Source organism: Chitinophaga rhizophila, from assembly GCF_019492185.1.
Taxonomy (GTDB): domain Bacteria; phylum Bacteroidota; class Bacteroidia; order Chitinophagales; family Chitinophagaceae; genus Chitinophaga; species Chitinophaga rhizophila.
Genome location: NZ_JAICCF010000001.1, coordinates 606275 through 628091 on the forward strand (window position 1 = coordinate 606275; position 21817 = coordinate 628091).

Consider the following 21817-nt stretch of genomic DNA (forward strand, 5'->3'; position numbering starts at 1 on the left):
GCGCTACACCGGTTAGATTGCATGCTGACAAACGAATAAGTATAATCTGCCAGCGATAAATTGCACCCGAGATAATCTTCAAATAAACCGCCTGGTACGCCGCTGTCTCCCGTTAACATAATAGAAATAAGTAGCCTTTACCGGCAAACGCTTCCACACATATTTTGTATATTAGAAGTCATAACCTGTTCCGCTGATGAAACCCCGCCCATCCTTGTTTTTTGTTTTCAGACAACTCTTCATCATACTGTTCGCAGATGTATTTCCCCGCAGCAGATCATCGGCTGCTAATCAAGCCTGTGCAGCGAAAAAACTGGGAGAAGCTTTTCATATCAACTTACAAATAGACAAGCTGACCTGGAGATTGAACGGCCGATTTACCGTAAATCAACTGCGTGTACAGCGGAACGATAAGTTAGTAGTAATTGCAGATACCGTTTCGGGAAAGGTTCATCTACCAGCACTATTTACCAGAAAAGGTCTACTAAGATCATTTGCCGCGGAAGAGGTACAGATAGCTATACTATCTCCAAATCAGCCCCCGATAGACAACAATACACAAGCAAAACAGCCGGTTTTCCCATTGCAGATATGGCATTATCAAATGATGTTCAGACTGTTCAACAGACTGCAACAACACCTTCCCCTGCTTACAGAAATTAAGGCATTTACTATAAAGAACGGCCGGCACACATGTATGTTTAAAGACCTGGCGATGGGTAAGTCTGGCGGAGAGCTGTACTTTTCAGCCAAAGAAGCCCAATTGCCAGGATTATCTGTCAATAGCGACAACATGCAATTGCAGCTTACAAAGATAACAGGGCATACAATGTCTGTAGCTTTGCAGCTCAAACAGGGTAACATTCGTAGTCACATCCTTTCTTCAAAAGACATTGGCATTGACGAGCTGTCATTCAGTGGAGAATGCACACTGTCAGATAAGGTATTCGAGCTGGTAAAGACTGCTGAAGCCAGATACAATCTTCTGCAATTTTCATTATTCGCCAGCCATGATTTTACATCAAAGAAGTATGAGGCTGGGATACAATTAGAAGAAACGTCCATAGCAGACTTTTTGAAAACTTTCCCCGATTTCAGCTACCGGAAGATATATGAGCTATCCTTTAATGGAACCGTGGCTTACGCGAAGATTCACTTCACCTGTAACACGGATAATATATGGGAACATACTTTTCAGCTGGACATGTCAGGTAATCAGCTAAAACTGAAAGAACATCCTGCCGATTGGCATAGTCTGCATGAAAGACCTGCAAATGTAAGTGAGCATTACATGGATGTACGGCAGATACAGCCGTTGTTATTGGCGACCATATTATGCACAGAGGATACAACGTTCTTTAAACACCGTGGGCTGGACCCAGTCGCAATTGGTTACAGTCTGATTCAGAATATCATTAACAGGAGCTTTCAACGGGGAGCCAGTACCATTACCATGCAACTGGTACGCAATATGTTCCTGAATCATGAAAAGACGGTGTACCGAAAAATTGAAGAGGTATTTATTGCGTTGTTACTGGAACATTTCTTTAAGGTGCCTAAGATGCGGATGCTGGAACACTACCTCAACATTATCGAAATGGGGCCAGGTATAAATAGCCTAACAAGTGCCTCCTGGTTCTATTTTTCCAAATCTGTGAATGAGCTATCGTTGACTGAATGCCTGGTATTATCATACATCATCCCCAGACCCAAATTCTTCCTGGAAGCGTTTCAACAGGAGTCATTGCAGCTGAAACGGAATTTACACACGCATATCAAAAGATTTGGCAGAGTCTTATTTCTACAGGGCATCGCTACACAAGAGCAATATGATTCACTTGATATGAACATTACTATCCAGGGAAAAACACTTTCATTGTTACAAACTGCCGGCGCTTAGCTGCCTATTCTTCCCTTTTCTTCAGTATTGCCCTGATCTATTCGCTTATTACTGAATTTCTTCCCGGTTCGGAAAGTATAAGTAAATGCGACGCCTATTACACGAGTAGGTCGTTTCTGATAGAAGTTAATCTGTGTACCCTTGTAATCAATCGTTTCTTTCTCACGCTGGGTGTTAAAGATATCGGCCAGAAAGAGTCGTACTCTACCCTGATTCTTCAGAATACTTCTGGTAAATTCTACATCGAAGGTAAACATATATGGTACCCTGGAGTTGGCGCTTACATAAGGGGATCTGTAATCTGCTATGACATCAACATCCATTACCTTTTTCCATACAATAGTGTGAATAGACTTCACAGAGAAAGATGTTCTGTTGATGCTGTAATCTTCAATACGATACGAAAGGTTATACAGTGAAAAACTATTATTGACTGTCCAACCCTTAGCTGGTTTAAAAGGAGCCTCCAGGCTAATACCATATTCAGTACTATTAGTAAAGTTCCTCGATTGATATTCAACAACATTGTTACCGGCAGAAGAGGCCAGTTCAGCAATAACATTATTCGTCCTGGAAAAATACAGCTCTGCAGAGTAGTCATTCCTGAGTGTATAACCAGCGGAGATATTATGACTATACTGTGGCAGGAGGTCCGGGTTGCCTATCAGCACAGTATAATCATCAAACTGTAAACGGTATGGATTCAAGGCATTAAAGGAAGGCCGTTGCAACCGGCGCGTGTAATTCAGCCGTACTGAATTACCCTTCTTCTCATTAACAGTATACATCATAAACATGGATGGGAACAGGCCGAAATAGTCGCGGTTGAAACCCTGGCCAGATGGTACAGCGTTACCTTTGGTGTAAGTCTGTTCAGCGCGCAATCCGGCTTTCAGTACCAATCGCCCGATCGTTTTCTCTAATGACGAATAAAACATCAGCAGGTATTCCTTATAAATAAAATGATTACTACCTCCACTATTGAAGACCCACTTGTTATCAGTGTAATCTTCTCGGATAATTTCATTATCCCGTTTAACGGATGATAACTTACTACCCGCTTTGATTTCCGTTTTATTACTGAGAACCTTCGTATAATCTGCCTGCAGACTTAATATATCAGTGCTGTTGGGTGTATGGTTCCTGTAGGTGGAGTTGCGTAGCGGATCGTTGTAACGGGAATAGAAATTATTAAGCTCTGTCTTGCTACTGATGGTATAATCTGCAATCACCTTCAGCTGAGAGCCGGTACTGTCTATCCGCCAGACGTAGTTAAGTGTTGTACTTTGCAGACTGGCATCTCTGTTTCTGCCTGAATTAGCGATACCCGTAATCGTATCTCCACCAGGCAGGAAGCGTATGCCGGTAATAAAAGACTCATGCAGATCATTCGTGGTAGCCAATGTCTGTAGGTTAATTGTATGATCATTTCCAATGTCAAGGGCTATTCCGAGGCGGTATTGTTGTCTGCCGATATTATTATTTCTGTCAGTACGGCTGTTATAAATGCTTTTATCAGGGTATATGATATCGTTTGTGGCCAGATAAATACTCCTGTCTTTTACATAGCTGTATCCGCCAGAGAGATATAGATTCTTCACACGATAGTCTGCTGTAGCGGTTCCACCATAATATGGCTTTTTACCCTGTTGCCGGTATTGTGTGGATATACCTGCGTTAAATCCTTCTGTTTTGACCTTTTTAAGAATGATGTGTATGATACCTCCTGCTCCCGCAGCTTCAAACTCTGACGGAGGGTTAGCGATCACTTCAATCCTGCTGATGTTCTCAGAGCGGATTGTTTTGAGATATTCAGCAAGTTCTTCTTCCGACATACGCTGTACCACGTCATTGATCATCACCATGACTGACTGAGCGCCTTTAATCTTGATACCGCCATTATTACTTACCCAGACACCCGGCGACTTCCTTAATACATCTAATCCGGAATTACCATTAGCAAGAAAGCTGTTCTCTACATCTACAATATACCTGTCAGCCTTTCTGATCACGAGCGGCTTTTTAGCAGCAACTGTAACGGTTGCTAATGTTTTTTTGTCCTGCAACAGCGTGATCTGAGATAGGAAGCCTGTATCAGGATAACTAAAACTTCTTGTATACGTCTGAAAACCTATTAGCGACACAGTCAGGGTGTATTGACCATGGAATGGTTCGTTTGTATTGATATAGAAGCCGCCTTTCTCATCTGTGGCAGCACCTGCTATGAAATTCGTATCGGCATGTAGAATGACGGTGGCAAAGGCTAATGGATTACGGGAAGAATCAATGATTTTCCCCGTGAGCGTATGCTGGGCATTTAAACATTTGTAAGTAAAAGTTAACAACAGAATTAACAGGATATATCTTAATGTCATCAGAGGGTTTTAAAAGCGGTATCTTCTAACGTTTAATTTAGATAATTTTTCCTTATTTTAACAAAAACGTTCAAAAGAAATGTATTTATATGCAGGTTTATCTAACTTTTGACGATGGTATACAGGAAGGTACTGAAGAAGTACTGGCGGTATTACAAGAGACACAGGTAAGAGCTACATTTTTCCTGGTTGGCTTGCAGCTTGATTTCTCTATGAGGAAAAATCCGGAGAAGACAACAAGACTATTGAAGGAAATTTTTCTAAACCACCGGATAGCCAATCATAGTTACTCCCATGCCCATGACCAGTATGCCGACTACTATAGTAATAACGGCATACGTATAGATGATCAGGGTAACCGGCGTTCCATCCTAATGGATTTCGAGAAGTCAAAAAAGACGATAGTACAGTTGGTGAAAGCCATACCGGGATTAGCTTATTCTCATCAGCAATTATTTGCTGAGCTACAAAGAATGTCGGTAGCAAGGCTGCCCGGGCGGAATACATGGTATGTCTCTGTCCCGGGAAATATCAGAGATCGCACACAACCACTGATAAAGTATCTGGAAGCAGACAGTCAGACAGGAGCCGAAGAACTGTATCAGGCAGGCTATGATATCTTTGGATGGAATACTGAATGGCGTATGACGTTTGATTCCTACCATGACGCGTCGTCTGATATTGACAGGTATGCGTTAGAGAACAGCTGGAAGGACCGGCCAGTTGAACAATGGGAGGAAGTAAGAAATAAAATGCTAAAAACGGCTATAGGCAATAAAGTTATCCTACTGATGCATGAGCGGGCGTTCAGAGCAGGAACAGGTAAAAAAGAAACAGCAGAATTACAGTCGCTGATTGAATACTTCAAGGAAACTGGTGCTACCTTTCATACAATTGATGAATATAACAATATTCCCTTTGCATCCCCCAGCTTAAAATAAGGACACTACTATCCCATCAACATTTGTTGAAAATTCTGGTACGGCAGTCACCACCAATGGTGTCTATATGGATGATATGCCTGCTGTCCCGAAGTAGGTTACTGCTATTTATTGTTTATTTACAAAACACTATCGTCAAAGATATCCTGCATGGCAGGAACGGGCAAAGGATTGTATTCTCCCAAAATACCCGCGATCCTATCCCCTACATCTTTACCATATAATAGCTTATCACTGTTAGTGAAAATGCTTCTGCCGTTCTCCAATATAAACTCAAGCGAGCTACTGATGAGGGAGGCGCTAGATGGAGGTACCAGAATGTTATTCTGGACGTGTAAGATAGTTTCGGGGCGGTCAGTGCTATACCTGCAGGTGATACAGGGGATATCGAGCACCTGTGTCTCTTCCTGCAGCCCGCCGCTATCTGTATAGATGCCCTGGCAATGTGGGGAACGCATAAATTCAATGACGTGTTGATAGTGGGTCCACAAGGGCGTTACGCGTACACCTTCCTGCTGTTGCAAGGCAGCCCATACGTTTTCCAGGCCTAATGTACGAATGCCTTTATTCAAGGCATTGGATACAACAATAACGATACGAACTCCTTTACCACATAATTCCTGTATCGCTTTAAACAGTTCTGACAATACCTGGTAACTGATATTCTCGCGCCGGTGTATATCTATTCTTAACCAGCGTCCTTCGCTTAAAAATGGATACACATCGAATACGGACGTCTCTACAGGTTCTTTCATAATAAGAGATAAGGCATCTGCACTTAGCGAGCCCACCTGATGGATGTCCTTACTATCTGTACCTTCCCGTAGCATATTTTGGGTATTAAGAGACACAGGTGTAAAAAATAATTGGGAGCATACAGATGCCAGACGGGTATCTGCTGCTTCAGGGAATGGCTCATCCTGTATCATGTTCCAGCCTTGCCGCTCACGCTGCATATCAAGAATCTCAGAGAAACTATCCGGTATCTGCTGTCTGATAAAAGGCGAGAAAGATCTCAGCCCTGCCTCTACATGTATACTACGGAGGCGGGTTTTAAAATACCAGAGGATGGGGAACATACCAGCAGTAGAGGTATCTCCTGATATTACAGGGATTGCCTGACCTTTAAACTGCCTATTCTTCAGATATAAGTATAACCAGTTGACACGTTCTGCCAGCTCAGCTGTCCTTCCAAGCAAATCACCTCTTACGTTCAGATACACTGATATAAGGTGTTCATATTGTAACTCATGACGTGCATGTACCAGCTTTTTCTCATAATGCTGCCCGACATCAATTGCTAAAAAGGCGCTGCCATTCCGGCTAAGTGCGAGTATCAGGCTTGCCAGTTTGATATAACAGGGTTTAGTTGCAACAATTATTAAGTAAAGTGGTCTGGAAGTAGCATTCGCCAGTTGTATCTGCTCATCCACCAGATGATCGATAGTGATCGGCATTAACATACTAATGGAAATTCGTTAATTATATTCGGGTTTCATTCAATCTTAAATATAACATTTTATCACCACCGGCGAACAAATTTTTCTATATTTGATAAAACCAAATTAACCCTCAAAATGCTCATACAGCCTTCAACATGGGATAAGCAATATACGCAGGGCGCATGGGAAGTACTGAAATCACCCCTGGAGGAAAAACGCTTTGAATCGGTGCGCAACTTCATATATAAATATGCACCTGGTGGAGATATTCTGGAGGTAGGCTGTGGAGAAGGATTGTTACAGCGCGGCATGGATAGACAGCTATATAACTTATTCACTGGTATTGATGTTTCAAATGTTGCTATTCTGCGTACTGAAGATCTCTGGAATGCCCAAAACAGATATATGTCTGCCGATATGGAAACATGGCAGCCTGACAGTCAAAGGTTTGATATCATCATTTTCAATGAGTCATTATATTATGCCAGCTATCCTCTTGAACTCATGACAAGGTATTTTTCTTTCCTGAAACCAGGTGGAGCAATCATACTTTCGGTATATGAAACTCCACCCAACCAGCAGTTATTAGATGCCGTTGAAAAACTTCACCCTGCAACGGAAGCTACCATTACCGAAAATGAGAGAGGCAGATGGCATTGTCGTATTTACCGGTACGACAAATAAACAATAGCACACTATGAAAATCGGATTACTGGAATTTAATGAATCTATCTGGCCCAGTCTGGAAAGAACAAAAGCTTTTTACCTCGATGCCCTTACAAAAAGGTTTGATACCTGTATGACCAGTATCAACAGTAATGGCGAAGTAGATAACACTCCGAATGCAATTGTCAACTTTATGGGTAATGCAGGTTGGGAACTAAAAACACATCCTGACTGCCCACTGATCTTTGGTATTCATGGAGGCACAATTCTTAATCAGAACTTCCTGAGAGCACACCTTGAAAAGCTACGGCCTTCAGATATGCTGATTGTGAATTGTCAGTCAGACGTTGATATACTGCAGAATATGTTTGCTGATAACGCCCCTGTACTTTGTCACCTGCCTTTACCCGTAGATGATACCTGTTTCAGGCCTATGCCCAAAGAAAAAGTAAGGAAGCAGATGGGTATACAGGAAGATGATATTGTTGTTGGGTTTGTCAGCAGGCTGTTGCCACAGAAAAACCTGCACCGCTTTCTGGACATACTGTCTGAACTGAAAGCGCAGCTGCATCCGCGTAAGGTAAAAGGCATTATCATCGGTAAATACTGGATTGACTATCCGGTGCTGAATTATCAAACCGGTAATTATCCCGCCTACATACAACAAATGATCAGTGACCGTGGATTGAAAAGTGACATCCTTTATTTCCCTGCTAACCTGTCAAATAATGACCTTGCTACCTGTTATAATGCGATGGACCTGTTTATACATCCGACAAACTCTATTGATGAGAATTTCGGATACGCACCTGTAGAGGCAATGGCCTGCGGTACTCCGGTGCTTGGTGCTGCTTATGGTGGATTGAAAGATACTGTCCTCTCCGGTAGAACGGGCTTCCTGATGCCTACATGGATAACTGACGCAGGTATCAGAATGGACACTCATACAGCTATACAGTTTGCTGTAAAACTATTAAAAAATAAAGGTTTACAAACAGAGATGTCTGCAGCAGCACTAAGCCATGCGGGCAATTATCGTAAGGAAGTTTGTGCAAACATTCTTTGCAATGCAGTATCTCAAGCGGTAGAGAGTTATAAGCTTGCGAAGCTACAGGCAAACACCCGGCTTTCACCAATACCTGCTATGACCAGCAGAGACGAATATCTCCCTGAGATAGACGTACCATGGAAATACTACAAAGAACAGATTAGGTATTATGTGAGTAATCAGCAAGTCAGTATTGATGAAGACATGTTGGTATACACTGCTGTTCCGCTTATACAGCTTTCTGCCACCAGCATACAACTGGATGATCCGGCATGGCCGGCAGTCTATGAGACAAATGAAGTTACCCAACATATTATCTCTTACTGCAAGACCCCTGTAAAAATCAAAACACTGATCAATAACTGTAATACGGATCTTTCACAGATAGCGGCCCTGATCGATGCAGGACTACTTAGTTACAGTTATGAAAAAGAATAAGAATGCCTTCATTTTCCATTATTATACCCTGGTGTAATCGCAAAGAGTTATCAGTCACACTTGAGAAAAACCTGCCGCTGTTTGAAAAGCATGCCGCAGAAGTAATTATCAGTAATATAGGTGGCAATACTGAATTGTTGCAGGAAATACTGCAACCTTTCTCCTACCCTTTTAAGGTAGTTCAGCGTACCGATATCGCTGTATTTAACAAATGCCTTGCACTGAATATGGGAGTATCGGTTGCTGGTGGAGAGTACCTGTTTCTGCTGGATACAGATATTATGCTAGAGGAAGATTTGCTGTCAGCAGCAGCAGTTTTACTTGAGACCGACTGTTTCGTTACCATCGGAAAAGTGTATGAATCGGAGAAAAGCACTGCCGGAGGTAAAAGCTTCATTGCTGAACTGGCCTATTTTATAGAGATCAAAGATATACATGATAACAGCGCTGTGATAGAAACCAGCAGGCATTATATTAATGAAAAAGGCAGAAGTGCCCCGGGACTTGTCTTACTGCGTAAAGCACATTTTCTGGCAGTGAATGGTATGAACACTGCTTTATCCGGTTGGGGATGGGAAGATAATGATCTGTTATGCAGGCTGCAGCTTAAACTATCACTTAAATGGAAAAAGAGCGGCAGCGCTATTCACCTGACGCACACAGATCAACAGCGTGTTATTAATAACAATTCACGGAAAGCCAGTGAGGCAGCCAACTATGCAAAATGCCTGGATAATTACAGTCAGGGTAATTACACAGGCACTTACAAAGAAGATATTCAATAGTATATTTACTGACTAATCCTTAAATGGCTGGCTATAGGATCAAACTTATCGAAAGTTCTGGTGATCAGCTGCTCCATAGCATCGGCAATCTGAGGTTCAGGCAGGTTGTCGTCAAAAAGTACACGTAAGCGTCCTTTGTTTTTATACCACTTAGGATCCCACTCTACCGCTCTCTCGGGAAACAGGTGTTGTACACTTTCCGCGACATGCGCTACTGCATTTGTCATTTCTTTTACCGTATCGCTTTCGATATGAATCTCTAAACCTATTTTATCTCCGTAGTCCAGGAACTCATAATGAAAAGATCGTGGCCAGGATGGAGGACCTATACGCCTGAAATGCTTAAACCGGCCTCTTGGTTCAAGAGAGCGCCTGGCTTGCTGACTGTAATGTTCCAGTACCGTACTAAAACGCTCACGCTCCTGGTTTACAGGGCTGGAAAGCTTGAATACTGCTTTCTCTATAGCAGATAACGCTACAGCATCAGCAGGGTTTGTTCTGAAGGGTGTAAGTGCATCCAGGTTGGTAGTATATGCAGTAAGGTCTACCGCTACAGTGGTGTTGCTATTCGCTGCATCGTTTACCGCATCTAATAGGCTGACACCTCGTCTGTAATGACCAAAATGCAGGAAACAATCTTCAAAAAACAGGTATGGCAGGTAGCGGGGAATGATTTCATTGAGCGTATTAACAGCAAGATTGAGTGCGTTGATATGCTCACGTTTTATTTTATATCCTGCTTTTGTTGCAAGTGCTGCCAACTCTGCCAGGTGACCAATATAAAATGCATTGTTCTCAAGAAAATCTGCAATCTTCAGTTCATTCCTCACTTCCTTAAGCAGGGAATCAGCCGGAGGTGTGATCTTCTCGTCCAAAGCATTCTTTGCCTCAACCACGGCAATACATAAGAGAAACAGTATATCTAGTTGGCCGTTAAGAAATACCTCAGCTATTGGCTTATAATGAGCAAATTCTGGCACATTAGCACTGATGGTACAAAGTCCTTCAGTTAAATGTACCTTTCTGCATACTTCAAAAGTTCCGAATTTATGTGCATGTACTGCTTTCTCCATTAACTCGCGCAGATTATATGCAGTATTCTCTATTATAAATGGAGGAGTATTGCTATCTGCATCAATGAATGACAATGCATACAGTAAATGCCCAAGCTCTTGTCCCTGATCCTGTTTGATATTGATGTAGCGACTGTTACGTGCAAGTTCTTTTACAGTAGCACCGGCACCAGCTATTTCTTTGTCAGGACTAACACCTGCCATAATAACATAGGCAAAGGTCTGCCAAGGATGAAAATCTCCTTCAGGTTCGCACTGTAAGATAAATGGTGCATCAGATTCGTTACGGTGAATAAAGGGAAGCAGTTCATTTATTATTTCCTTTCCTTTATATGTTACATTACCCCATCCATTCATGATATGACAAAGGTAGGGCAGGCCATCCCGTTCAATAATCTCAGGAATGTGATGTGCCATAACCTCTGCAAGCCTGGAAACGATCAATGTATTTTGTGCTGAATTAAGCGATACATCTTCTGTAGTTAGCCTGGTCTTAAGGTCTGTGAATGCTTGTTCTAAACGGGGAGAAAGAGAAAAGGGCCACCAACGGGTAGTATTCATGGGTTAAATGTGTAAATACAGGAACAATAAGGAAGGGGATATCCATGGAAGGATCTCCCCTTCCAAAAATGTACTACTATTGCAGTATTTCGTGCTCAGAACCACAACAGCCCTGTGTACAGCAACCTCTTAACAATTCCAGTTCTGAAAAAGATGTCAGATCTGAAAGTTTAGCAAATAAAGCTGAGGGTGCTTCCATTTCAAGTTCCGCTGTGTCAGTGTTGGAAAACTGGTTCGGGTTCATAACATTACAATTAGGGTTATAAAATCTCTGATGTCATATCTAAGATAACAAAATCCTCTTAAACTTAAACATATTATTGTCTGAAAAAATAGTTTTATTGTTTGGTAATATAATGATGAGACAATCCATCCACTACAAATGCATTCGGAGGACCTTCCTGCACTACAACACCGTTCTCAATATTATATACATAGTCTACATAACGCAATGTTTGCAGCCTGTGTGTAATGATAATAATTATCGCATCCTGATGATGTTTTCTGACGCTTTCTATGATCTGCTGTTCTAATTTTACATCCAATGAAGCGGTAGCTTCGTCGAAGATAATGACGTTTGCCTTCTTTAAAAATGCTCTCGCAATAGATATACGCTGCTTCTGACCGTCAGACAGTGAAGTAGCAGATTCGTTAATATTCGTATTATAGCCATCAGGCAGGTTGCCTACAAACTCTGACAACCCGGCAGCAGCTGCTGCCTTTAATACTTCCTGGTCTGATGCCTGGAAACTACCATATCTGATATTTTCCATAATAGATATGCTGAATAACTGGTTCTCTTTTTCTATAAGCCCCAGTGAATGCTGCCAGTCAGATAGATATGATAAAGGAACTTCTTCGTCCAGTAATATCTCGCCTGCTGTAGGCTGAATAAAGTCACATAGCAAACCGGAAAGTGTACTCTTACCCGAACCACTGGGTCCTATAATCGCATAAATATTTCCTCTGTCAAACCGCATGTTAACCTCCTCCAATATCTTAGCTTCTTCTATAGAAAAGGATACATTCCTGAAGGTGATACTGCTGAAAGCAGGTGTCTTAACAGCACTTTGTTTGCCAGGTTGTTCCTCCGGAAGATACCTGCTTACACGCTCCATAGATACCAACGCTTTGGTAAATTTGTTGTAGCTGTTCATGATATTCATGGAAGGCGTATATAACCTGTTCAGATATTGTATGAATGCAATCAGCGAACCAATAGTTAATGCACCTTCAAATACCGCCTTACCTCCATACATCAGTACTACCACAGGACCTACTGCAATGAGAAACACAGTGATGTTAGTGTTCAGTGAACTTAGCACCGCATTACGGGTGTTGATCTGGATATCCTTTTGCTGTAGTGCCGCCAGATTATCCTGCTCAAACCGGGTAGCGTTATAACTACGCACTACCCTGATGTTCCTGATCTTCTCCAGCACAAAGTTATTCAGTCGCTCCTGCAATTCCTGAATATCCCTGAAGTTCGACTGCAAATGCGGAGTAAACTTTCTTATACTGAATATTACCGCCGGCAATATAACCAGGCTGATTGCCGTCAGCTTCAGATTAAGTATCGCTAACATGATCATTATCCCTATCACAGTCAGCAGGTCCAGTGTAAATGTCAACGCAAAAGATGATACAGACACCTGGATATTCTGTACATCATTCATCACTGTAAATAGCAGATCCCCTGGCTTTACCTCCCGGAAAAACAGTATCGGACGGTTAAAAATAGCATTGAGCACATCCGTACGTATAGCTGCAATCACCCGCTGACTTATCCTGGAATACAGCAGATCTGTACAGAGCGAACAGATAATACGCACAAGATAGATTACCACCAGTATCACCAGTATAGTAATCAGCTGCGAATAATTGCCCTTCGGAAAGATGTCGTCAATGATAATCTTCAGTATATAAGGTGTCGCAAGTGAACCCGCACTGGCCACCAGCATCATCAGTAACAAGAGTATTTCTGCTCCAATATGCGGACGCAAGTATCGTATAAACCGCTTTACGTAGGCAGGGTCAGGCTTCCGGGTTTCCATCAATGTTATTTATGTTGTGATCCTGGTTATTTTAGGTTGCAAACAAACCGGGTATTTGATTACTGTAATATAAAGATATTAATTGCAGCGGGAAAGTAAAAGACCGAAATTCTTTACCAATACTACGGCAATAACTTGCCGCCGGATCATACGGGACGAGATTAGTAGTATATAAAAGGCCACCTGAACGCCATTCTATGTAGCTCTTAAAGCCCACAAGCCAGAAATATTCAACATATTCAAAATGTATTATCACATTGATATACAACAACTCCCTAATCTCTTATTCATCCACGCCTAAACTTTTCCCTTTTGCGTAAATCAATTTCCCGAATCCTCAAATGATAATAGGGCTGACTAGCGGACTTTTGCGCAAATTACACCCGATCAACATGAGGCAATTTCTACAGATTTTCCTCTTATTGTTACCTTTCTATAGTGTGGCATCTGCGAATGAAGAGAACGACTTTGGTACCATTAAAGGCAAAATTACAACGAACGACAACCGTCCGGCATCAGCGGTCACTATTGTGATAAGAGATGCAAAAAAGACCACTCTTACCAACGAAGACGGCACATTTACCATTTCACACGTTCCCGCAGGCTCACACCAACTGGAAATATCCCTTGTAGGTTATACTCCCCTGCAAGAACAGGTAACTGTAGAAAAAGGTAAAGTCACTGAGCTGGCATTACAACTACAGGTTTCCAGTACTCAACTGAAGGAGATCGCTATTATCTCCAGTCAGAACAAGTTTGGCCGTAGGGAAAGCGAGCAGATCGCACGTCTCCCTATCAGGAACCTGGAAAACCCTCAAACATATCAGATCGCTGGTAAGGCGCTCATTGAAGAGCAGGTCATTACCGAAAGAACTGACCTGTACCGCAATATTCCTGGTGCTGTACCAAACTTTGCTGCAGGTGGCTCCCAGGGAATGACTATACGTGGCTTTGCAAACGCAACCGGCATGCGTAATGGAATGGTTACCAGTGCAATTGTACCACTGAACCCTATTATCCTGGAACGCGTTGAAGTAATCAAAGGGCCTTCCGGTACGTTATTCGGAAGTAATCGTAATGTGACCTTCGGCGGCGTATTTAACTACGTTACCAAAAGACCATATGATGCTTTCGGAGGCGAAGTAACCGCTACAGGTGGCAGCTTCCAGTTTGGCCGTGTTACTGCTGATATCAACACTCCGCTTAATAAGGAAAAGACGCTACTCTTCCGCCTGAACACAGGTATACAGACAGAGGGCTCCTTCCAGGACCAGGGCTACGCTAAGAACTATACTATCGCTCCGACTATTACCTATCAGCTGACTAACAGACTGAAACTTACCCTAGACGTAGAAATTACCAGGGCATCCTACACCACCACGTCTTTTGCCATAGATTCTATGAGCAAAGTCACTGCCCGCAGCTTCAAAGACCTGCCAATTGACTACAACCGTTCCTATATCAATAACAGCGTGGACATAGCAAATGGTATTAATAATATCCAGGCGCAGGCAGAATACAAGATCTCTGACAACTGGACGTCCCAAACAAACTACCTGTACTCTGAAGGTAGTTACAAACACTTTAACTGGACTACCCTGTCACTTGTAAGCGACTCCATGATGTCTCGTACTGTCAGAAACCAGACGCCTGAAACTTTCGGGAACATTCAGCTCCAGCAGAACTTTATCGGTGATTTCTACATCGGATCCTTCAGGAACAGAATGGTTATTGGTTTAGACTATAACTATAATTATAACCAGCTGTACCGTACCACTGTAGCATATGACAAAGTAAATATTCACAATCCCCTGCCAGATATCAGTGCTGAGAAAATAAATGCATTGGCCTATCAGAGAGGCTTTGTAGGCTCTGCCACCAAAGCTTATAATTACAGCGCCTATGTCTCAGACGTGTTTAACATAACACCTTCGCTCATGGCCATGCTGAGTCTCCGTGCAGATCGTTATACTACGGATGGCACCTATGCTATTGCAACGGGCAAATATACCGGCAAATACAGCCAAAATTCACTATCTCCCAAACTCGGACTTGTATACCAGATTGTGAAGGAAAAGGTTTCCATCTTCGGTAACTATATGAATGGATTCGTTAACCTGGCTCCTGTTACTCAGCCTGATAACACCCTACTGGAATTAAAACCACAGTATGGTAACCAGTGGGAAGGTGGAGTTAAAGTAGACATCCTTGATGGGAAACTGAGTGGTAGCGCCAGCTATTATGATATTGCTGTAACAAACTCTACCCGTGCGGAAGTACTCGATGGCAAATCATTTACCCGTCAGGATGGTACGCAGCATAGCAAGGGTTACGAAGCTGATATCACGGCAAGTCCTTTACCAGGCTTACACATCATTGCGGGATACGCGCACAATGAGAACAAATACACCAATGCCAGCCCTGCCCTGCAAGGTAAGTATGTGGTAGCCAGTCCGAAAGATGTTGCCAACATCTGGGTAAGCTATCACCTGACACGTGGTAAAGCAAAAGGCCTGGGCTTTGGAGCTGGTGCAAACTATATCAGCGACTCCTGGTTTGAAGCAACTAATACCTTCGTTATTCCCAGCTACACACTCGTAAATGCAACTGTATTTTACGATCAACCAACATTCAGACTGTCTGTGAAAGCTAATAATATGCTGAATCAGCAATACTGGAACTCAGCGGGTACACCCCAGAAGCAACTTAACTTCCTGGGCAGTATTGCTGTGAAGTTCTAAAGCTCACATCAGGCAGGTAACAAACTGTTACTATCCGGTATAAAAATATGAATAGGGAGTATCTTACTTTTGATACTCCCTATTTTTTATGCCTGCACCTGGGGAAGAGCACCCTGTTGCAATGCAGTATAGTCCAACTTACCATTTGGCGTCAATGGAAAGTCATCTATCTGTTGTACTTTAAAAGCGGTAGGATGTAATCCGAGCTTCTTTGCCAGCAGTGATCTGATACTGGCATCGTCCTGTATTCCGTGCCTATGAAATACCAGCAGCTGCTTGTCTTCCATACCTATACAAGCGAAGGTCTCTCCCTGTATCTCCTGATTCAGAATCATCTCTACTTCATCCAGATTCACACGGGTACCAAACAACTTCACAAAGCGCTTCAAACGGCCTGTAATGTAATAGTAGCCATCCGCATCAACCTTGGCTACATCTCCTGTGTGCAATACCGGGGGTTGCTCAAAGGTGCCAAGATCAGCTGCGGAAACAGCATATCCACCAAAGACGTTAGGTCCGCTGTATAACAACTCATTTGTCTCCGGCGCTAATGTGAACTGGCCACCCTTTATAGGTATGCCGATCGCACCTATCTTACGTAAGAGGTTATGTGGCGGCATATAAGCCATACGGGCGGTTGCTTCCGTCTGACCATACATCACAAAGAAGTGCTTATCCCTTTCAGATAAATACTCTCCGAATGACTTAACCAGACTTGCACTCAGCTTCCCTCCGGCCTGGGTCATATACCGGAGCGAAGGGTATTCCTTCCGGTTGAAACCAATACGGTGCAATACCTCATACACATATGGCACGCCGGCAACAGATGTGTATCCATACCGTTCCATATCTTCCCAGAACTCCTTTTGCACTACGTCCCTGTTCCCACACACTACCTGCCCTCCTGCAATACTATTGGTGGTAAATACAGACAAGCCATAAGAATAGAACACCGGCAGATTCAGCGGAGTTACATCGCTACTGTTTACCGGCAGATAGTTGAGAATAGACAAGGCATTCTGTACGAGGTTGTTCTCAGACAGCTTTACAAACTTCGGAGAACCGGTTGTACCCGATGTACTCAGCATCAGCTTAATATCCGGATGTATGACATTCCTCACACCCCGATGGCTGCGGTACAATCCACTCTCCTCTATATCAAAATCAGGGATCTCGTCCCTGGTAGTGTCATAGATGTAGTAAGGTGCATACACCTCCTCCAGCCGCTGCTTATATTCAATATGCAACTTCGGACTAAGCAATGCTAACGTCAGCCGGCTATTCAGGCAATTCAACAGCATCTTGACAGAAGCAATGGAATTATCCAAATACAGAAATGCCAATGCCTGCTCATCCGGAGCTTCCACAGTAGCCTGTAAGTCAGCCAGTGTGTAGTGCTTGCCTGTAATAGCATCTACATAACGCAAATGCTGGTTCCTGGCTATTAATCCATATAAACTCATATGTTAACGTTGTGCTTTCTAAGTGTTTCCCTGACCTTTTCTACGCTGCTCATCTCCAATACCTCATCTGTATCGATGGTAATGTTGAAAGCTGCTTCCAGTTCTGTAATCAGGTAAATATGTGATACTGAATCCCACTCAGGTATGCTCTGATAACTAAGATCATCGGTTACCTGCGCTGCGGGTATAGATAATGCTGCTGCAATAATATCCTGTAAGGTTTGAGTTGTGTTCATAAAGCAATATTTTAATCAGATCTTTACTTTTTTCCATTTACCACTGCGAAATACAATGAGACAGGCGGCGGCCAAAATCACTTCAGATGCCAGTATTGAAATAAATATACCCTGCGCTCCCCATCCGGAATGTATACCAAGGAACCAGGCCAGAGGCAGCTGCGTTACATAAAACATCAGTATATACATCAGGGTCACGGCATTGACAGAACCTGCTGCATTCAATGCACGTGATATGACCATTGTATATCCAAAGAAGAAGTACGCTATTGACATAAAACGAAGATACAGGACTGCATGCTGGGCAACCTGCTGCTCTTGTGTAAATAAGCGTACCAGGCTCTCTCCCGATACCAGCAGAAATAAGGCAATACTGCCCAGGAAACACATATTGAATGCGCCTGTTTTCCATACAGACTGTTCTGCTCTCTCCGGCTGACCAGCGCCCAGATTTTGTCCGGTAAGTATACCTGCTGCGTTGGCGATACCCCATGCCGGCAATACTGTAAACATGACAATGCGATTGGCCACAATGTAACCTGCCAATACGCTCTCGCCTAGTTTAGCAACAATGATGATCATCAGGAACCGGCTGGAAGATGGAATCAGGTACTGCATAGTACCCGAAGCTGCCAGCTTACACAGCCGTTTAATAATAGCAGGTACCAGCATCAGCTGCTGCCTGCCTATAGTAATTACCCTCTCTACCTTTGCAAAATACCAGCACTGATATCCAACGCCGACAAGATTAGCAATAGTAGTGGCGATGGCTGCTCCTAACAGTCCGAAGGCAGGAATAGGACCTACTCCAAATATAAAAACGGCACACAATACAGCATTCACTGCATTCGAGAGTAATAGTGTACGCATAGCCATGGCTGCATTGCCTGCCCCTCTGAAAATACCGTTCAGCAGTACTCTCATCACGACAAGCAAAATGCAACCAAACATAATACGTGAAAACAGATCCCCTTCCTGCACCAGTTCAGGCGATGCGCCCGCCAGCTGCAGAATACCTTTGTTAAAGGCAATGGAGAGTATACTGAACAATGCAGAAATGACAATACCGAGGTAAATGGCCTGCATAGCAGCTAGTCCGGCAATACGCGGCTTCTTCTCTCCTACCCGTCTGGAGATGATGGCAGTAGCTGCGATCCCCAGCCCCATAGCCACCGAGTGAAAGACGATCACTACTGAGTTAACAATTCCAACAATAGTAATGGCTCTCTCCCCGAGGCTGCTTACGAATAGAAGGTCTACCATCACAAATAAAGACTCCATAGCCAGTTCCAGCATAGATGGCACTGACAACAGGAACGTAGCACGATTTACACTACCGGAAGTAAAATCCTTCTCGGTACCTGCAATAGCGCTCTTAAACAAATTCAATATAGAACGGGCCCTTAACAGCACAGCATTCATTCGTAGTAATGGTTTAACGTTACAATATGGCCAGATCAGCAGCCGTTTCTTTTACCTGGGTTACGCCAAAGTCCTGATAAGCAATACGCTGCTCGATCTTATATACCTCCCTGCCTGCAATGGCATTAATGATATGCGAATTTCGGTACGCGCCCATTCCAAGATCTGGTGTGACGAAACCATGTGTGTGCAGCTCGACATTCTGTACGAAGATCTCACTGTTATTGATATCCACTGTATAGTTACGATGTGCATCCATCAGCTTCTCCGGTGTACGGCGGATACGCTCTTCAATTCCACTCAGGATGGCCGGCTCGTTATACTTATAACCTGTTGCCAGTATTACAGAGTTAGTATCTAAGGTAAAACGCTGCTGTTGCTGCAAGTGGTTAAAATGCAATGTATACTGATGCGAACCTTCAGCTGGTGTGATCTGTGTCAGTTCGCTATTGGTATTTAACTGCACGCTCAGTTTTTTACTGCCCACGCTCAACTGATACATCTGATCAAATATCTCGTTAATGAGGTCGTAGTTGATTCCTTTGTATAGGGTATTCTGTTCTGACAGTACCTTTCTGCGACGCTCAGGCGGCATCTGATAGAAATAGTCCACATATTCAGGAGAAGTCAGTTCCAATGTAAGTTTAGAGTACTCCATAGGGGAAAACCTGTCTGCACGTGTGAACCAGTTTAGTTGCAGACCATTCTTCGTCTCTGGTAACAGGTCATAGAATATTTCTGCTGCACTCTGACCTGAGCCGATAATAGTCAGATTACCTTTCTCCAGGATGTCTGCTTTATTAGGAAGATATGCCGATGTATGCATCACTCCGGGCAGCTGCTCCCTGTTAATGAACGGCGGCATATAAGGCTGTGTGCCTGTACCCAACACCAGCTTCTCTGCATACCAGGTCGTTACATCTCCTGTTTTGGTATGCTGTACTGTCACTTCATACAGGCCATCTCCGTAGACAAGACGTGATACCTTCTGCGAAAAGCGGCAGGAAGGTAACTGTTCAACCGCCCACTGGCAATACAGATTATACTCTTTACGCAGCATATAGAAGTTCTCCCTGATGAAGAACGGGTATAGACGGTCTGTCTGCTTCAGGAAATTCAGAAAACTAAACCAGCTGGTAGGATCTGCCATTGTTACAAGGTCAGTACCCATAAACGGCGTCTGTAACGTTGCGCTTTCCAGCATCAGACCGGGGTGCCAGTCAAAACCGTCTGCCTGATCAAAAAATACAGCGCTGACATCCTTTACAGGATGCAGTAGTGCTGCCAGTCCAAGATTAAACGGCCCTATGCCGATACCAATAAGATTATATACCTGAGAGTGCTTCATGATGCGCTTGTTTAATTGTGGATGTAGCCGTGTGTATAGAAATGTGTTGGTTGGCAGGGAACTTCGCCCAATACCATTCCCGGTAACAGAAGTTCAGATTAGCCTTCTTATGCGGCAGCTGTATCACTTTCTCAACCCGGAAGCCTACATGTGCCTTGTTCATCAGTGCTGCTAAGGACTCCACAGAACCCTCTCCTACCATTTTACCTACCTCTGGTTGTGCAAATACCCAGTCCAGCATACACTGAGTAGAAGGAGAGGAAAACTTCAGCTTAGGATCAACGGGAGCAATAAACTGATGTGTACCATAGTCTGATGGCAATGCGTCGTAGTAGTCGGATAATATATCCCGCACTACCCAGTATACCTCAAAGTTATAGGTCGGGGTACCATTGATCTCGCCGATAAAGCTATATGACCAGTTTCCGGGTAACAGACAACGATAGTAGAGTTCCAGTTCACGTAATGGCCAGTCCATCTTCCATATCTTCTTTGCATGGTCCCGGTTAAACCAGTCATGCACCATCTCAAGGTCACGCGATATGTCAAATGGCCTGATGCTTACCGTGATATCTTCCTTGGGGAAATAACGGCTGTATACAGCTTCTTTTCCTGCCGGCTGTATCAATGCTTGTGAATAGAAGTACTTATGCAGCGGATTAGGGTATGGACGTGTTACATGCTCCTCACCCAACATAAACGATAAGAGCTCATTACGAACCGACAACTTATTGTCCTTTATCAAGGAATGATTAGGTAATACCTGCTCGTATTGTTTATACACTAGGCTGAGTAGTGCTGTTTCATCTGCCTGCTGCCGGTAACCCAGCGCTGCTATAAGCGGCAACAGTTGGTTGACTAACCATTCCGCTGGCTCCGGCTGACGATCTATCTCTGTAACAGACAGCAGCCTGTTAAATTCTTCTATGCCCACTTCTTCCACCTGCGGCGGACAAGGGAATGCTGTTAATTTACCCAGTATAGTCCCGAGGTTTATTGCAGGATAGGTATCCTGTAAATGCGCCGCTATGATCTTGATCAGTCCTGCTGCATCCAGCGCTGTGATCTGATCATTGGATATTGTTCTCTCTATTGCCGGAAAATCAAATACATGATAACCGCTTTCCGAGAAATAACGTAAAGGAATAAAAACATCCATACCATTTGCGCTGAAATCCAAACGCAGATGAAACTGATACCCGGTAACAGAAAAGTAGTCTGCCAGTGCTTTATCATACCGGGGTATACCCTCATAACAGCTCCAGTTGGAAAAACCTCTGCAATAGCTGTTGATGATGGCTGTAAGCAAATTAGTGTCCATTCA

15 protein-coding genes are annotated in these 21817 nt (G+C 43.4%); 6 read left to right on the forward strand and 9 right to left on the reverse strand.

Going from position 1 to position 21817, the window contains the following annotated elements; translation table 11 throughout:
* The first annotated feature begins 196 nt into the window (after positions 1–196).
* A complete protein-coding gene (locus K1Y79_RS02250) occupies positions 197–1900 on the forward strand; it encodes a biosynthetic peptidoglycan transglycosylase (protein ID WP_220248374.1) in 1704 nt (567 codons plus the stop codon).
* Here the strand turns inward: K1Y79_RS02250 and K1Y79_RS02255 are convergent.
* On the reverse strand, positions 1897–4275 hold the full coding sequence (locus tag K1Y79_RS02255) for an outer membrane beta-barrel family protein (RefSeq protein ID WP_220248375.1): 2379 nt from the start codon (positions 4273–4275) through the stop codon (positions 1897–1899). The two genes, K1Y79_RS02250 and K1Y79_RS02255, sit on opposite strands and share 4 nt — an antisense overlap.
* 89 nt (positions 4276–4364) lie before the next feature.
* Between K1Y79_RS02255 and K1Y79_RS02260 the strand changes: the two genes are divergently transcribed.
* Positions 4365–5216: a polysaccharide deacetylase family protein gene (locus K1Y79_RS02260; protein WP_220248376.1), complete on the forward strand. Its 852-nt coding sequence runs from the start codon at positions 4365–4367 to the stop codon at positions 5214–5216.
* 119 nt (positions 5217–5335) lie between these two features.
* Here the strand turns inward: K1Y79_RS02260 and K1Y79_RS02265 are convergent, their stop codons facing one another.
* Positions 5336–6679, reverse strand: coding sequence for a UDP-N-acetylglucosamine 2-epimerase (locus K1Y79_RS02265; protein ID WP_220248377.1), 1344 nt, complete (start codon positions 6677–6679; stop codon positions 5336–5338).
* A gap of 114 nt (positions 6680–6793) precedes the next feature.
* On the opposite strand from K1Y79_RS02265, the gene K1Y79_RS02270 reads away from it, so the two are divergent.
* Genes K1Y79_RS02270 through K1Y79_RS02280 form a run of 3 tightly spaced genes read left to right on the forward strand, consistent with a single transcriptional unit; the run spans position 6794 to position 9595 of the window.
* Positions 6794–7342, forward strand: a complete 549-nt coding sequence (locus K1Y79_RS02270) for a class I SAM-dependent methyltransferase (RefSeq protein ID WP_220248378.1) — start codon at positions 6794–6796, stop codon at positions 7340–7342.
* Positions 7343–7355: 13 nt separating this feature from the next.
* Positions 7356–8810: a glycosyltransferase family 4 protein gene (locus K1Y79_RS02275; RefSeq protein WP_220248379.1), complete on the forward strand. Its 1455-nt coding sequence runs from the start codon at positions 7356–7358 to the stop codon at positions 8808–8810.
* A gap of 2 nt (positions 8811–8812) precedes the next feature.
* On the forward strand, positions 8813–9595 hold the full coding sequence (locus K1Y79_RS02280) for a galactosyltransferase-related protein (protein ID WP_220248380.1): 783 nt from the start codon (positions 8813–8815) through the stop codon (positions 9593–9595).
* Positions 9596–9600: 5 nt separating this feature from the next.
* Here K1Y79_RS02280 and K1Y79_RS02285 read toward each other — a convergent pair whose 3' ends face one another.
* Together K1Y79_RS02285 and K1Y79_RS02290 are read right to left on the reverse strand one after the other, a co-directional pair.
* On the reverse strand, positions 9601–11229 hold the full coding sequence (locus K1Y79_RS02285; protein ID WP_220248381.1) for a hypothetical protein: 1629 nt from the start codon (positions 11227–11229) through the stop codon (positions 9601–9603).
* Positions 11230–11567: 338 nt separating this feature from the next.
* A complete protein-coding gene (locus K1Y79_RS02290; RefSeq protein ID WP_220248382.1) occupies positions 11568–13283 on the reverse strand; it encodes an ABC transporter ATP-binding protein in 1716 nt (571 codons plus the stop codon).
* Between the two features lie 392 nt (positions 13284–13675).
* Here K1Y79_RS02290 and K1Y79_RS02295 point away from each other — a divergent pair, with 392 nt between their 5' ends.
* Positions 13676–16024 (forward strand): TonB-dependent receptor, encoded by a 2349-nt coding sequence (locus K1Y79_RS02295; protein ID WP_220248383.1) that lies wholly within the window; start codon positions 13676–13678, stop codon positions 16022–16024.
* 86 nt (positions 16025–16110) lie between these two features.
* On the opposite strand, the gene K1Y79_RS02300 is transcribed toward K1Y79_RS02295, so the two are convergent.
* The 5 genes from K1Y79_RS02300 to K1Y79_RS02320 are packed head-to-tail and all read right to left on the reverse strand — an operon-like array spanning position 16111 to position 21814.
* Entirely contained in the window at positions 16111–17487 is a 1377-nt protein-coding gene (locus K1Y79_RS02300) for an AMP-binding protein (protein WP_220248384.1), read from the reverse strand.
* Positions 17484–17723, reverse strand: a complete 240-nt coding sequence (locus K1Y79_RS02305) for an acyl carrier protein (protein ID WP_220248385.1) — start codon at positions 17721–17723, stop codon at positions 17484–17486. Before K1Y79_RS02305 ends, K1Y79_RS02300 begins: the two co-directional genes overlap by 4 nt.
* 15 nt (positions 17724–17738) lie before the next feature.
* Complete coding sequence (locus tag K1Y79_RS02310) at positions 17739–19145, reverse strand: MATE family efflux transporter (protein WP_220248386.1); 1407 nt, start codon at positions 19143–19145, stop codon at positions 17739–17741.
* A 19-nt stretch (positions 19146–19164) separates the two neighbouring features.
* Positions 19165–20493: a lysine N(6)-hydroxylase/L-ornithine N(5)-oxygenase family protein gene (locus K1Y79_RS02315; protein WP_220248387.1), complete on the reverse strand. Its 1329-nt coding sequence runs from the start codon at positions 20491–20493 to the stop codon at positions 19165–19167.
* On the reverse strand, positions 20471–21814 hold the full coding sequence (locus K1Y79_RS02320; RefSeq protein WP_220248388.1) for a GNAT family N-acetyltransferase: 1344 nt from the start codon (positions 21812–21814) through the stop codon (positions 20471–20473). Before K1Y79_RS02320 ends, K1Y79_RS02315 begins: the two co-directional genes overlap by 23 nt.
* Between the last annotated feature and the right edge of the window lie 3 nt (positions 21815–21817).